The sequence below is a fragment of the Streptomyces sp. NPDC001848 genome (assembly GCF_042891915.1).
Taxonomy (GTDB): Bacteria; Actinomycetota; Actinomycetes; order Streptomycetales; family Streptomycetaceae; genus Streptomyces.
The window spans coordinates 45172-58900 of sequence record NZ_JBIATP010000028.1 but is presented as its reverse complement, the minus strand read 5'-3'; the positions used below and the strand labels follow the sequence as shown (position 1 = coordinate 58900).

General features: G+C 69.5%; 13 protein-coding genes. 10 read left to right on the top strand and 3 right to left on the bottom strand.

Features of this window, described 5'->3' with window-relative positions; genetic code table 11:
• Positions 1-78: 78 nt before the first annotated feature.
• Positions 79-528, bottom strand: a complete 450-nt coding sequence (locus ACFYZJ_RS37250; protein ID WP_388576240.1) for a helix-turn-helix domain-containing protein — start codon at positions 526-528, stop codon at positions 79-81.
• 195 nt (positions 529-723) lie between these two features.
• On the opposite strand from ACFYZJ_RS37250, the gene ACFYZJ_RS37245 reads away from it, so the two are divergent.
• The 3 genes from ACFYZJ_RS37245 (at position 724) to ACFYZJ_RS37235 (ending at position 5486) form a co-directional block, all read left to right on the top strand.
• Positions 724-1707: a ParB and winged helix-turn-helix domain-containing protein gene (locus ACFYZJ_RS37245; RefSeq protein WP_388576237.1), complete on the top strand. Its 984-nt coding sequence runs from the start codon at positions 724-726 to the stop codon at positions 1705-1707.
• Positions 1708-2046: 339 nt separating this feature from the next.
• A complete protein-coding gene (locus ACFYZJ_RS37240) occupies positions 2047-2814 on the top strand; it encodes a class I SAM-dependent methyltransferase (protein ID WP_388576235.1) in 768 nt (255 codons plus the stop codon).
• 107 nt (positions 2815-2921) lie between these two features.
• Positions 2922-5486, top strand: a complete 2565-nt coding sequence (locus ACFYZJ_RS37235) for a LuxR C-terminal-related transcriptional regulator (RefSeq protein WP_388576232.1) — start codon at positions 2922-2924, stop codon at positions 5484-5486.
• Between the two features lie 50 nt (positions 5487-5536).
• On the opposite strand, the gene ACFYZJ_RS37230 is transcribed toward ACFYZJ_RS37235, so the two are convergent.
• Positions 5537-5818 (bottom strand): phosphopantetheine-binding protein, encoded by a 282-nt coding sequence (locus tag ACFYZJ_RS37230; protein ID WP_388576229.1) that lies wholly within the window; start codon positions 5816-5818, stop codon positions 5537-5539.
• Positions 5819-5848: 30 nt separating this feature from the next.
• Entirely contained in the window at positions 5849-6880 is a 1032-nt protein-coding gene (locus ACFYZJ_RS37225; RefSeq protein WP_388576227.1) for a ketoacyl-ACP synthase III family protein, read from the bottom strand.
• Positions 6881-7440: 560 nt separating this feature from the next.
• Between ACFYZJ_RS37225 and ACFYZJ_RS37220 the strand changes: the two genes are divergently transcribed.
• The 7 genes from ACFYZJ_RS37220 (at position 7441) to ACFYZJ_RS37190 (ending at position 13703) form a co-directional block, all read left to right on the top strand.
• Positions 7441-8082, top strand: a complete 642-nt coding sequence (locus tag ACFYZJ_RS37220; RefSeq protein ID WP_388576224.1) for a response regulator transcription factor — start codon at positions 7441-7443, stop codon at positions 8080-8082.
• Between the two features lie 400 nt (positions 8083-8482).
• Positions 8483-8812 carry a TcmI family type II polyketide cyclase gene (locus ACFYZJ_RS37215; RefSeq protein ID WP_388576222.1) on the top strand — a complete coding sequence of 110 codons (330 nt, stop codon included), beginning with the start codon at positions 8483-8485 and terminating at the stop codon, positions 8810-8812.
• Positions 8809-10089 carry a beta-ketoacyl-[acyl-carrier-protein] synthase family protein gene (locus ACFYZJ_RS37210; protein WP_388576219.1) on the top strand — a complete coding sequence of 427 codons (1281 nt, stop codon included), beginning with the start codon at positions 8809-8811 and terminating at the stop codon, positions 10087-10089. Before ACFYZJ_RS37215 ends, ACFYZJ_RS37210 begins: the two co-directional genes overlap by 4 nt.
• The gene (locus tag ACFYZJ_RS37205) at positions 10086-11297 is read left to right on the top strand and encodes a ketosynthase chain-length factor (RefSeq protein ID WP_388576216.1); all 1212 of its coding nucleotides are present in this window, start codon (positions 10086-10088) and stop codon (positions 11295-11297) included. The genes ACFYZJ_RS37210 and ACFYZJ_RS37205 overlap by 4 nt, the downstream gene beginning before the upstream one ends.
• Before the next feature lie 295 nt (positions 11298-11592).
• A complete protein-coding gene (locus ACFYZJ_RS37200) occupies positions 11593-11853 on the top strand; it encodes an acyl carrier protein (RefSeq protein WP_388576213.1) in 261 nt (86 codons plus the stop codon).
• 77 nt (positions 11854-11930) lie between these two features.
• Positions 11931-12716 (top strand): 3-oxoacyl-ACP reductase FabG, encoded by a 786-nt coding sequence (gene fabG / locus ACFYZJ_RS37195; RefSeq protein WP_388576211.1) that lies wholly within the window; start codon positions 11931-11933, stop codon positions 12714-12716.
• Between the two features lie 33 nt (positions 12717-12749).
• Positions 12750-13703, top strand: coding sequence for an aromatase/cyclase (locus tag ACFYZJ_RS37190; RefSeq protein WP_388576208.1), 954 nt, complete (start codon positions 12750-12752; stop codon positions 13701-13703).
• Positions 13704-13729 lie beyond the last annotated feature (26 nt).

Sequence of the window (13729 nt, the reverse complement as noted above, 5' to 3'; positions counted from 1 at the left end):
GACAGTGTCCCCCGGGTCCTGATGGTCCGATTGCCGCGGTCCGTACGGCGATCACGGAGAACATACGGCATCGCGCCGTCAGGCAGGTGGATTCCCGCGTTCCGCCTGCTCCAGTCGATAGACGACGTCGAGGAGGTCCATGACCTGCTTGCGGCGCTCGTCCGACAGCTGGCCCGCACGCATGGCCATGAGCTTCACATCGCCGCCCTTACCGGCCTCCGCGAGCCGCGCCTGCGCCTCGGCGAGCTGCTGCAGTTGCTGCGAGATGCGGTCACCGGCATCCGGATCGAGGAAGTAGGCGGTGGAGACCCCGAAGAAGTCGGCCAGGGCCTCCAGGTGCCTCAGGGTCGGGTTCGTCTTCGTGCCCCTCCGTAGCTGCCAGATGTAGCTCTGCGAGATCGTGACGCCGTTCGCCCTGATGGCGGCAGCCACCTGCTCGTTGCTGTACTCGCGTCCACCTTCGGGGCGGACCGAGGCGAAGAGCTGGTTGATCTTGTCCGACAGACTGCGTTCGGACCCGTGTGTCATCACGCCTCCTCGCCATGCCCCTGGGTTTCTACTGAGGTGAATGGGTGTGGAGTCTACCGGAGTTACAACAGTTGAAAGAAGTCGGTCCCTGCGCTAGCGTCCGGTTCGGCGTTGCAACTGAGGTGAAACCCATTCGAGTGGATCTTGTTCCTGAGCCAAGGTCCGGCCGGGCCCGGTACCGGGGGAGTCGGGGGTGTGATGCGGGAAGGCGGCCTCGGCCAGGAGGTGCATCGCGTACCCATCCGTGCCCTGACGGGGGTGAGTTCGCCGCGCACGTCCGGCGCGGATGGCGAGCATGCCCGAGCGCTCGCCCAGCTGGACGTCCCCCTGCCGCCGGTGGTCGTGCACCGGGGGACCATGCGCGTCCTCGACGGGGTGCATCGGATACGCGCGGCTGAGCTGCGCGGTGCCGACGAAGTCGACGTCCGCTACTTCAACGGCGGGGAGGACGACGCGTTCATTCTCGCGGTGCAGCTGAACGCGGCACACGGCAAACCGCTCTCCTTCGCCGAACGCACCGCTGCCGCGGAACGGATCATCGCTGCCCGGCCGGACTGGTCCGACCGGAGGATCGCTGCCGTAACGCATATGGCCCCGAAGACCGTGGCCGTCATCCGCAAGCGTTCGACTGAGGACGGTATTCGGTCGAACACCCGGGTGGGCAGGGACGGCCGGGTCCGCCCCGTCAATCCGGCCGAGCGACGCGTCCTCGCTGCAGAGCTGCTGGCGAAGGAGCCCGACGCTTCCGTGCGTCAGATCGCGCGGCGGGCCGGGATCTCCCTCGCGACCGCGAGCGATGTGCGCCGGCGTGTGCTCGACGGGCGTGACGTGCTACCTCCCAGGCTCCAGCAGCGTGCGACAGCGGCCGGGTCGAGGGCAACGGAGTCGAAGTGGTCCGCGCCCGTGGAGGAAGATGGCGGTCCGCGCGTGGCCCTGGCGCCGGAGCTCCCCGATGGAGCCGCCATAGTGGAAAGCTTGCGTCGGGACCCGGCCGTGCGCCTGTCCGAGCCGGGGCGCAGACTCCTTCGGTTGCTGAGCGCCCATCCGGCGGAGCCGGCTGGATGGTGGCAGCTGGTGCGCGCAGTGCCTTCGCATCGCGCTGACCTCGTGGCGCGGGTCGCGCGCGGCTACGCGGACGCGTGGCTCCAGGTCGCCCGGAGCCTTGAGGGAGATCGCTGATCCGCATTATCTGTGATACGGCCGGCGACGCCGGAGAATTCTCGGGAGAGAAGAGTATCCAGCATTGCTGATGCCGGACCGTCGAAGCCTGTCCATGGCTTCTGGCATAACGGTTCGCACTGAGGGTGAGAACGCATCGCTATTGGACGGTAGTTCGCGTGTCGTGTTGATATGTGCCCAGGTGAGATGAGCTATCGCCTCGACTAATTGACCTGAGCCAGGGGGCTGTCCGTGGGAACCGTTGACAATACGGAAGAGATGCACCGTCTCTTTGACAAGACGGCTGAAGTGTACGATCAAAGCGGCGTAGAATTCTTCGGTCCCATCGGTCGACGGCTGGTGGAATTCGCGCAGCTTCCGGCCGGGGCTTCCGTTCTGGATGTCGGCTGCGGTCGCGGTGCCGCCCTCTTCCCGGCGGCGGACGCCGTCGGGGCGAGCGGCGAGGTCGTCGGCATCGACATCTCCGAGGAGATGATCAGGTATGCCACGGACGGCGTCCGTGAACGCGAACTCGGCAACGTGACGCTGTCCGTCATGAACGGTCAGTCCCCCGACTTCCCCGCCGGGCGGTTCGACGCGGTGATCGGCAGCTGCTCCCTCTTCATCTGGACCAAGGGCGAGGACGACGTCCGCCCCTACGCGAAGCTGCTCAAGCCCGGCGGCCGGTTCGCCACCGCGGCGCCGTCCTTCTTCGGCACGCTGCAGGGCAAGTGGTCGCTCTTCCCGGACGCCGTCAATGACCTGCTCCTGCCCTACCTGCTGCGGTCGGTGAAGGCCAACGGCGCCTACGACTCCCAGTTCGCCAACGCCGGCGCCAACTGGCTGGGCACCCCGCAGCTGATCGAGAAGACGCTCACCGGGGCGGGCTTCGTCGACGTGGACATCACGGAGGAGGACTTGCCCGTCGTCTGCACCTCCGGCGAGCAATGGGTGGAGTTCACCTACACCACCGGTATGCGGGGCATGTGGGAGCGGATGGAAGAGAAGGAGCGCGACGAGGTCATCCCGGAGGTGGCGCGTCGGCTGGACGGCCTGAAGGACGACAACGGCCTCATCACGACTCCTGTCCCGATCGTCTACATCCGCGCCGCGGCGCCGGGCGCGTAGCCGCGCGGTCACCGGCGAGCGGGTGGCAGACGTCCGTTCGCGAGACGTGGGCGCCCGGCCGCACCGGTCCGGGACACTCGTCGACTGCTCAGCATGGGGGAAAGCAAGTGAGTTCAGCAATCTGCGTTGCCTGGCCGGTCACTGCCCGGGATGCCGAACTGACGGACATCGAGCGGGCCATGGGGACGGAAGCCGGTGTCCTGCTGACCGGCGATCTTGGAGTGGGCAAGAGCACGCTGCTGCACGCCGCGCTGGATCGTGCCCGCCGCGGCGGTGCGCAGATCGTGCGCCTCGACCAGCTGGAGCGGTCCTGGCACTCCCTCCAAGCCCGGCTTCCCGTCGGCCGCCGGCCACGCCTCGTGATCACGGCCGACGACCTGCGATCGGCCGACACCCCCGCACTCGTCCTGACCGAGCAGTTGGTGACCGGAGGTCAGGCCCTGCTTCTGGCCTCCGCGTCAGCGAGCGGCCAACTGCCGTCAGGCGTGCGGCGATTGCTGATCGACGCACGGATCCGCAGGGTGCACGTCGAGCCCTTCGGGCGAACGGGCGCCGCGAAGGTCCTCACCGCACGGTTGGGCGGCCCCGTCACGGTCGACACCGCCGAACGCCTGTGGGACCTGACCCGCGGCAACGCCCTTGCTCTGCGGGAACTCACGGAACAGTCCCTCGCGGAGGGCAGCCTGCGCGTGGTCAGGGGAAGCTGGCAGTGGCAGGGACTCAGCAAGCTGCCCGGCAGCCGCCTGACCGACCTGGCTGGTCTGCTGCTCGGGGATCTGAACCCGGACGAGCGGGAACTGGCCGACATGCTGGCGCTCGCCGGATCACTCGAGGCCGGGCTGCCGGCCGTCACCGAACTGGGCGAGGCTGCCGAGTCGTTGAACCGGCGTGGCGTCGTGGTGACGGAGCGGACCGGAGCCCGGCTCTCGCTGAGACTGTCGTACCCGCTGTGCGCTTCGGTGCTCCGGGCGGCCCTGCCCGAGCTCACGGCACGCAGGCTGGGACTTCGCATAGCCGACGCCATCGAGGCGGCAGGGCGACGGCGCTCCGAGGACACGGCGCGCGTCGTGACGCTGCGGCTCGCGGCGGGTCGGCAGGCGCCCTTCGCGCAGCTGCGGACCGCGATCGAGGGCGCCCTCACGAATGAGGACTTCGCCACCGCCGAGCGGCTGTGCCGCACGGCTCTGGACACGGTGGCGGGCACCGGGGCCGATCAGGCCGACGGGCCCGACGCGGACGCGGAACTCGCCCTGCTGCTCGGCGAGTCACTGGCTGGGCAACGCCGCCACGTCGAGGCGGACACGCAGTTCCGGAGGGCGACACGGGCACGAGCGGCCGCAGGCCCTGCCCCCCGGCTGCTGCGCGCGCGGGTCCTCAACCTCGCCGTCGGTCTGCGCAGACCGACGCAGGCTGAGGCAGTCGTGGCCGAGGCGATCGGGAGCCCGGGTGCAGGCGGGGCCGATGCCTGCGCCGAGTCACTCGCGCTGGTACGTCTCTTCGCCGGCCGTTTCGACGAGTTGGCGTCGGCGGCCGTGACCGAAGGCACCGCGCCCGTCACCGCGCTCGCCTTGCACTTGCGGGGCGCGAGCGAGACGGCCCTGTCCCTGCTCGACCCTGCCACTGCGGCCCGCCGTGAGACGACGTGGGACCACCTGTTCGTCAGGGCCTGGATCACTCTGCATGCCCGAGGCGTGGCCGAGGCCACTGCGCTGCTCGACCCGTTGCGCGCGCACGCGACCCGGGGCGGGCCCCGGCACCGTGCGCAGCTCGCCCTGCTGGAGGGAAGCGTCCATCGTGCCGCCGGCCGGACGGTGCAGGCGATGGAACTGCTCCGGCGGGCAGCCGCCCATCGGGGCGCGGGTGAGTGGTTCGCGACCAGGGCGTGGCGGCTCGCCCAGCTGGCGGGTGCTCTGGCCGAGCACGGGGAGAGCGCACAGGCGCTGTGCCTGCTGGACGAGGTCCGCTGCGCGCAGGCCGAGGAGCTCGCCCATCCGCTCGTGGCCGACGCCGTCGAGTTGGAGAACGCGGTTGTCGCGGCCCGGCTCGGGGACAGCACGGCCGCGGTGCGCCGGGCGCTGGGCGTCGCGGAGCGGGCCACGGCCGCCGGCCGGGTCGTCCAGGCGCGCACGGCACTGCACCTGGCCGCGCGAGCGGGGGCGGCCCGCCGCGCCGTCGCGCTGCTGCCCGAGGGTCCCGCCGAGGCGGAGCGCGACGCGCTTGTCATCCGCCATGTCCGCGCGCTCAGCACGGCCGACGGTGACGTTCTGGACGAGGTCTCGGAGCGCTTCGCCGCCTTGGGCCTGCTGCCTCTCGCCGCGGAGGCCGCCGCGCAGGCGTCCAGAGCGCACCACGACCGCCGCAGGGCCCGGGCCTCCCGGGCCGCCAGCACGGAACTGTCCTCCCGCTGCGACGCCCGCCCGTACCACCAGCCGACCGCGATCGGGCGACCCGAGACGCCGGCCGATCCGTCCCTGACCGCCAGGGAGCGGGAAGTCGCCGCTCTGGCCGCCGCACAGCTGTCCAACCAGGAGATCGCCGACCGCCTGGTGCTGTCGGTGCGCACAGTGGAGAACCACCTCTACCGTGCCTACGGCAAACTCGGGGTCACCTCACGCTCCGAACTTCCGTACCGTCTGGGGCTGAGCCCCGCCCGGCCGACTCGCATCGCCTGAGCCTGCGCCGTCGTGGGGACCCCGGCCACCGGGTCCCCACGACGTGTGTCTCAGCCGGAACGCTCGGTCCTCGCCGACAGTTCCCGGCTGATGCGCTCGTTCCACCACCCGAACGTCGGCTGCTCGGCCATCTCCTGGAACGTCACCGTCAGGCCCGCCCGGCGCCACTGGGTGATGAGGCGCATCATCTGCAGCGAGCCGAGCCCCAGCCGGATGAGGTTGGCGTCGTCCTCGATCTGCTCGGGGGCGAGACCGATGAGGGAACCGAGCGCCGAACGCAGCTGCTCGCCCGTGGCGGGCACCGCGTCCGGCTGGTTGCCGCTGCTGGTCATGGTCGGCTTCTCCCTCCTGCCCTACACCGCTCAGGCAGCCGGCTCGGAGAGGATCTCCACCACCAGGCATCCGGCCTCGAAGCCGGGGCTGCCCGTGAAGAGGAGCACCTTGTCCCCGGGACCCACCAGGCGGGTGCTCCAGGCGTGCTCCAGTCCGATGAAGACATCGGCGGGCCCGATGTGGCCGAGGCGCTTGGTGTGGTCGAAGATGCCCTGCTCCAGCGTGAAGCCGACCGGCTCGAGCCACTGGTCCCGCAGCGCCTCGACAGTGGCGCTGGGATGGATCACCCGGCTGACCTCCTCGGCGGTGATACCGGCATCCTTCAGAGCCTCGTCCAGCGCCGTCTTCAGCACCTCGCCGGGGTGCACCATGGGCGGAGTGTTGCCGCCGGCCCACTCGCCCATCCAGAACGCGACACGGGAGTCGTAGTTCAGTTCCCGGCCGACCGTCACGGCAGGCGGGAAGATCGGCTCGTTGCCCCGGTGCACCGCCTCCATCGTCGGTGCCGAGTGCGTGCCCACGGACAGCACCTTGGCGAACCCGGAGACGCGGGAGACGACTGCGGCGGCGGCGCCGTCGCCGAAGATGGAAAGGCTGGAGGTGGTCCACCGGTCGACCAGCGGTGCCGAGTAGTTGTCCGCAGCGGTCACCAGGACCGCCGACCGCTCCGGCTCGCAGGCGAGACGGTGTGCCGCGAGGACGACGGAGGAGAGCATCCCCTGGCACCCGTGCTTGAGCTCCATCGCGGTGATGGGGGTGCCCAGGGCGTTGGCGAGGACGTAGTGCGGCGGAGACCAGCCGTCGGGGCCCTGGTGGTAGGCGGAGCTGTGCACCAACGCGCCGAAGTCCTCCGGGGCATGGCCCGAGCGCTCCACGGCGGCCTTGGCGGCCCGGACCGCCATGTCGGGGGCCGACAGGTCGCCGGCGACCGCCACCGACTCCAGCCCCGACGCCTCCCGGACGGCCGCGTCGTACCAACCCTCCTGCACGGCCTGTTCGGTCGTCACCAGATCGGGCACATAGGTGCCGAGGCCTGCCAGGTAGGTGCCCTCGAACTTCATCGTCGATTCCCTCCGACGCACTGCACACGGATGCGGCGTGGCGTGCCGCGCACACCGCCGTAGGCAAGGCGACCACGCCGCGTTCGGGCACGCCTGAGTAACGGCTACTCAGATTCCGGCCGCGCGCGGATGCCGGGCGTACGGCGGCGGAGCGGTCCGCCGCAGGTGGGGGACCGGCTGTGACGCAGTTGTGTCAGGCAGCGTCAGGTTTTGATGTTGTTTTGTTGAGGCGTGTGCAATGAACGTTTGTTATGGTGCTGAGACGTGATCAGGGGGACTTGTCCACTGCAACTGACCGTGCAGTTGGCAGAGGTTGTCATCCTTCGGAGTAGCGCTTGAGAGAACTGGCGCGTCCGGCATGACAATCGCGCCCGGCCACTCCATGAAGTCTATGTTTTTCTTGTGCGGACTTTTCACAGGGGGAGACAGTGAGCCGTACTGGCCTGATGGAGGCTCATCGACCGGCGACATTCCGGGCGGCGAGGGTATTGGCGAGTGAATTGGATACGCAGGCTGCGGGCGGAGACGCTGCGCAACCGGCGCCCACCTGGCGGGTCCTCGTGGTCGAGGACGACGGTGAGGACGCGGAGCCCCTGATCAAGGGCCTGCAGCGGCACGGCCACGAGGTGCGGTTGGTGCAGACGGGCGCCGAGGCGCTGAAGTCCTACGACCGGGCGGACATGATGCTGCTGGACTTCGAACTGCCCGATCTGGACGGCCTGGAGGTCTGCCGCAGGATTCGCTCGACGAGCACCGTTCCGGTCATCGCCATTACCGCTCGAGGAACCGAGCTCGACCGAGTTCTGGGATTGCAGTCCGGTGCGGACGACTACCTCGTCAAACCTTATGGATTCCGTGAGCTCATGGCGCGCATGGAGGCCGTCATGCGTCGCGTCAAGGCCCACGAGGTCACGCCGTCCGTGATTTCGAACGGCGGATTGCGGATCAACGCCACCACCCGGCAGGTCTGCCTCGACGGCCGCCGGATCGACCTGACCCGCAAAGAATTCGATCTTCTCTACCTGCTCGCCTCCCAGCCCAACACCGTCTTCCCGCGCAAGCGCATCATGCAGGAGGTCTGGGGCGGCGACTGGTCCCGTCGCACCATCGACACGCACGTCAGCAGCCTGCGCAACAAGCTGGGTAACAAGGACTGGATCCTGACCGTTCGCGGCGTCGGTTTCCAGCTCGGTGGAGTCTGACTCCCGACGAACCGCTCCGGGGTCGGCGCCGGCCCCGGGCAGGCCAGAGCGGCTCAGGGACCCGGCTGAGCTGGGTACTTGACACACGCCTGACACCGCTTTGACAAGAACTCCGCGCCATTGCACAGCTTTTCCTGACGGTTCCTGACCTCGCCCTGAACGAGTTTGACTTGAATCGGGCTCGTTCAGCGGCGAACCTTGTGTGCATCAGTTCCGGTGTCCGGTATCCCGGGCCAGGCCTCCACTGTCGACGCGTCGCGGGCACGCACCGGTGGTCTGTGAATCCCCGCCTTTTCCTGGACGGTGTGCGGCGCCTGCCGCTCCTTTCCGGTCCTTCTGCCTGCCTTCCGGACCCGTCGAGCCCTGTGAGCCACCCGTGGGCTCAGAAGGAGAGAGAACCTTGCACACCACGTTGATTGTGGCGCGTATGCACCCCAGCGCAAGCGAGGACGTCGCCAAGCTGTTCGCCGACTTCGACGCCGGCCACATGCCGCACCGCATGGGAACGCGCCGTCGGCAGCTGTTCTCGTACCGGGGCCTGTACTTCCACCTGCAGGACTTCGACGGCGAAGACGGCGGCCGGCGGATCGAGGAGGCCAAGACCGATCCCCGTTTCGTGCGGATCAGCGACGACCTCAAGCCGTACATCGAGGCCTACGACCCGCAGACCTGGCGTTCGCCGGCCGACGCCATGGCCACCCGCTTCTACCACTGGGAGGCCCGGTCGTGACCGGAAGACGTGTCGCCATCACGGGGATGGAGGTGCTCGCCCCGGGCGGCCTGGGTTTGTCGCGGTTCTGGAGCCTGCTCAGCGAGGGGCGCACAGCGACCCGCGGCATCACCTTCTTCGACGCCTCGCCGTTCCGCTCCCGCGTCGCCGCGGAAATGGACTTCGATGCCGAGGAACACGGCCTGACGCCTCAGGAGGTCCGCCGTATGGACCGTGCCGCGCAGTTCGCAGTGGTCGCGGCTCGCCGGGCGGTCGCCGAGAGTGGTGTCGAGCTGGATGCGTACGACCCGCATCGTGTCGGGGTCACCCTCGGCAGCGCCGTCGGTGCCACCATGAGCCTGGACCGCGAGTACCGGGTGGTCAGCGATGGCGGCCGGCTCGATCTGGTGGACCACCACTATGCCGTTCCCCACCTCTTCGAAGCGATGGTGCCCAGTTCCTTCGTCGCCGAAGTGGCCTGGGCCGTCGGCGCCGAGGGCGCTTCGGCGATGGTGTCCACCGGCTGCACCTCGGGCATCGACTCGGTCGGCCACGCGGCGGAGCTGATCCGTGAGGGCAGCGCGGACGTGATGATCGCGGGCTCCTCCGACGCACCGATCTCACCGATCACGATGGCCTGCTTCGACGCCATACGGGCGACCACCCCCCGCACCGACGACCCTGCGACAGCCTCGCGTCCCTTCGACGCGACCCGGGACGGCTTCGTGCTCGGCGAGGGCTGCGCGGTGTTCGTGCTGGAGGAACTCGACAGTGCGCGACGGCGCGGAGCCCATGTCTACGCGGAGATCGCGGGCTACGCCACGCGCAGCAACGCCTACCACATGACCGGACTGCGCCCGGACGGCGCCGAGATGGCCGAAGCAATCCGGGCCGCCTTGACCGAGGCCATGCTCAACGCCGAGGACATCGACTACATCAACGCCCACGGCTCCGGCACCAAGCAGAACGACCGGCACGAGACCGCCGCCTTCAAGACCAGTCTCGGCGAACATGCCCGGCGCACACCGGTCAGCTCCATCAAGTCGATGATCGGGCACTCGCTGGGCGCCATCGGCTCCCTGGAGATCGCCGCCAGTGCACTGGCCATGGAGCACGGGGTCGTGCCGCCCACGGCCAACCTGACCACGCCGGACCCGGAGTGCGACTTGGACTACGTCCCGCTGACCGCCCGCGAGCAGACCACGGAGGCCGTCCTCACCGTGGGCAGCGGATTCGGAGGCTTTCAGAGCGCCATGGTGCTGACCCGACCGGACCGGCTGAAGGGCAGGGCGGCATGAACGCGCGGGCAGTCATCACCGGGCTCGGGGTGGCCGCGCCCAACGGTCTGGGAACCCGCGACTTCTGGGCCGCCACCCGGGTCGGCAAGAGCGGCATCGGCAGGATCACCCGCTTCGACCCGGACGGCTACCCGGCCCGTCTGGCCGGTGAGGTCCCCGGCTTCGTGGCCGAGGACCACCTGCCGGGCCGTCTGCTGCCGCAGACCGACCGGATGACCCAGCTGGCGCTCGCCGCAGCCGACTGGGCCCTGACCGACGCCGGCGTCGACCCGGCGGAGCGGTCCCCGTACGACATGGGGGTGATCACCGCGAGCGCCTCCGGGGGCTTCGAGTTCGGTGAGGGTGAGCTGCGCAACCTGTGGAGCCGGGGCAGCCGGTACGTCAGCGCGTACCAGTCCTTCGCCTGGTTCTACGCCGTCAACAGCGGCCAGATCTCCATCCGCAACGGTATGAAGGGTCCCAGCGGGGTCGTCGTGAGCGACCAGGCCGGAGGTCTGGACGCCGTGGCGCAGGCGCGCAGGCAGATTCGCAAGGGTGTCCCGCTGATCGTCACCGGGGGAGTGGACGCCTCGATCTGCCCCTGGGGCTGGGTCGCCCAGATGGCCGGCGGACGGCTGAGCACCCGCCAGGAGGCCTCCCGCGCCTATCTGCCTTTCGACGAGGAAGCCAACGGGCATGTGCCGGGCGAGGGCGGGGCGATCCTCGTCATGGAGGAGGCCGTGGCCGCGCGGGCGCGCGGTGCCAGGGTGTACGGGGAGATCGCCGGGTACGGCGCCACCATCGACCCCGCGCCGGGCTCGGGGCGCCCGGCGGGCCTGCGCAAGGCCATCGAGCTGGCGCTCGCTGACGCGGATCTGGAGCCGTCCGGCATCGACGTGGTCTTCGCCGACGCCGCCGGTGTCGCGGAACTGGACCGGACCGAGGCGGAGGCCATCGGGGCGGTCTTCGGACCGCGCGGGGTACCCGTCACCGCCCCGAAGACGATGACCGGCCGGCTGCACTCCGGGGGCGCCGCCCTGGACCTGGCGACGGCGCTGCTGTCCCTTCAGGACCAGCTCGTTCCGCCCACTGTGCACGTGGAGCCGGCCGCAGGGCACGCCCTCGACCTGGTCGTGTCCCAGCCGCGCCCCGCACGCCTGCGCACGGCGCTGGTGCTGGCCCGCGGGTACGGCGGGTTCAACTCCGCCATGGCCGTACGCGCCGCCTAGGGCCCCTCGTTCGGATCACGCCGGACGCGCGGGACCTGGCCGCGCTGCCCCACTGCCCCACGGCATGAGGGCACCCCCAGCGGCGCTGTCGTCGTCGGTCCCGGACTCGCCCTCGCTGGAACACGCCGGCCCGGGAGGACCCCGCCGCGTCGACCCCCGGCCCCGCCGTGCAGCTCCACGCACCGGGCCACGCTCCCTGACCCGGCCTGATCCCGACCAAAGACCCAAGATCACACATGTGCTGTCCCGACGGACGGTGCCTCCAGCCGATACCGAGCAGTGAGAAGGAAGCGACATGCCCACCACCGAGTTCAGCCTGGCCGACCTCAAGCGGATCCTTGTGGAAAGCGCTGGTGACGACGCCGAGTTCGACCTCGACGGCGACATCCTGGACCGGACGTTCAAGGACCTCGGCTACGAGTCACTGGCTCTGCTGGAGACCTGCGGCCGCATCGAGCGCGACTACGGCGTGTCACTCGACGACACGGTGCTCGCCGAGGACGCCACCCCCCGGCTGGTGATCGACACGGTCAACGGACTGCTCGCCGCCGCCTGAAGCGGCGTACGTCGGCGGCTCGAACGTCGAGAGTGACAGGTTCAGCAATCAACCATCGAGCAGGAGAAGGAGCGGGTATGACCGAGCAGGAGCCGCGGGTCGCCCTGGTCACCGGTGCGACCAGCGGTATCGGACTCGCCGTTGCACAGACCCTGGCGGCCTCGGGTCACCGTGTGTTCATCGGCGCGCGCACCGCCGAGAACGTGACCACCACCGTCAAGTCCCTGCGGGAGAAGGGACACGACGTCGCGGGTGCCGCCGTGGACGTGCGCCGGGACGCCGACGTGCGGGCCTTCGTGCGTGCCGCCGTCGAGCGGTTCGGCACGATCGACGTCCTCGTGAACAACGCCGGCCGCAGCGGCGGTGGAGTCACCGCCGATATCGACGACGAGCTGTGGCACGACGTCATCGACACCAACCTCAACAGCGTCTTCCGGATGACGCGTGAGGTGCTCAACACGGGCGGCATGCGGGCCAAGGACCGGGGCCGCATCATCAACATCGCCTCCACGGCCGGCAAGCAGGGCGTCGTGCTCGGGGCCCCGTACTCCGCGTCCAAACACGGCGTGGTCGGCTTCACCAAGGCCCTGGGCAACGAGCTGGCACCCACCGGCATCACGGTCAACGCCGTCTGCCCCGGCTACGTGGAGACGCCGATGGCGCAGCGCGTGCGCCAGGGCTACGCCGCCGCCTACGACACCACCGAGGAAGCCATCCTGGAGAAGTTCCAGGCCAAGATACCGCTCGGACGCTACTCCACTCCGGAAGAGGTGGCCGGCTTGGTCGGCTACCTCGCCTCCGACACCGCCGCGTCCATCACCTCCCAGGCCCTCAACGTGTGCGGCGGTCTGGGCAATTTCTGACACCACTACACAGACGCCGTACGAGAGGAAGCCATGGCAGCCGAGGGACTGAGAGAAGTGGAACACGGGATCACCGTCGAAGCCCCGGCGATGGCCGTGTTCAGGCTCATCGCCGGGTTGGAGAACTGGCCCCGCATCTTTCCGCCCACCATCCACGTCGAACAGCTGGAGTGCGACGGTGACCGGGAACGCATAGCGATCTGGGCCACCGCCAACGGTGAGGTGAAGAACTGGGCGTCGCGCCGCACCCTCGACCCGGAGGCCCTGCGCATCGATTTCCGTCAGGAGGTCTCGGCACCACCCGTCGCCGCGATGGGGGGTGCCTGGATCGTGGAACCGACCGGCGCGGACGCCTCCCGCGTCCGGCTGCTGCACGATTACCGCGCGGTGGACGACGACCCCACCGGGCTGGAGTGGATCGACCGGGCCGTGGACCGCAACTCCCGATCCGAACTCGCCGCCCTCAAGGCGAACGTGGAACGCGTGCGGGCGGAGGAGGAACTGGCCTTCTCCTTCGAGGACACCGTGGTCGTGGACGGGTCGGCGAAGGACCTCTACGACTTCGTCAACGAGGCGCACCTGTGGCCCGAACGGCTGCCGCACGTCGCCTCCGTCGAGCTGCGGGAGGACAACCCCGGGGTGCAGAGCCTGCGCATGGAAACCCGCGCCAAGGACGGCTCGACGCACACCACGCACTCGTACCGTGTCTGCTTCCCGCACCACAAGATCGCCTACAAGCAGGTGACCCTGCCGGCACTGATGACGCTGCACACCGGGTGCTGGACCTTCGTCGAGCGCGAGGACGGCCGGGTCGCCGCCACCTCCCAGCACTCCGTCGTCCTCAACCCCGCGAACATCGCGCGGGTACTGGGCGAGACCGCTGGTACGGCGGAGGCCCGCGGCTATGTGCACGGCGCGCTGAGCGCCAACAGTCTCGCCACGCTGGGGCATGCCAAGGAGTACGCGGAAGGCCGTTCTGCACGGTGAGTTGACATTCCTCTGACATTCCCGAA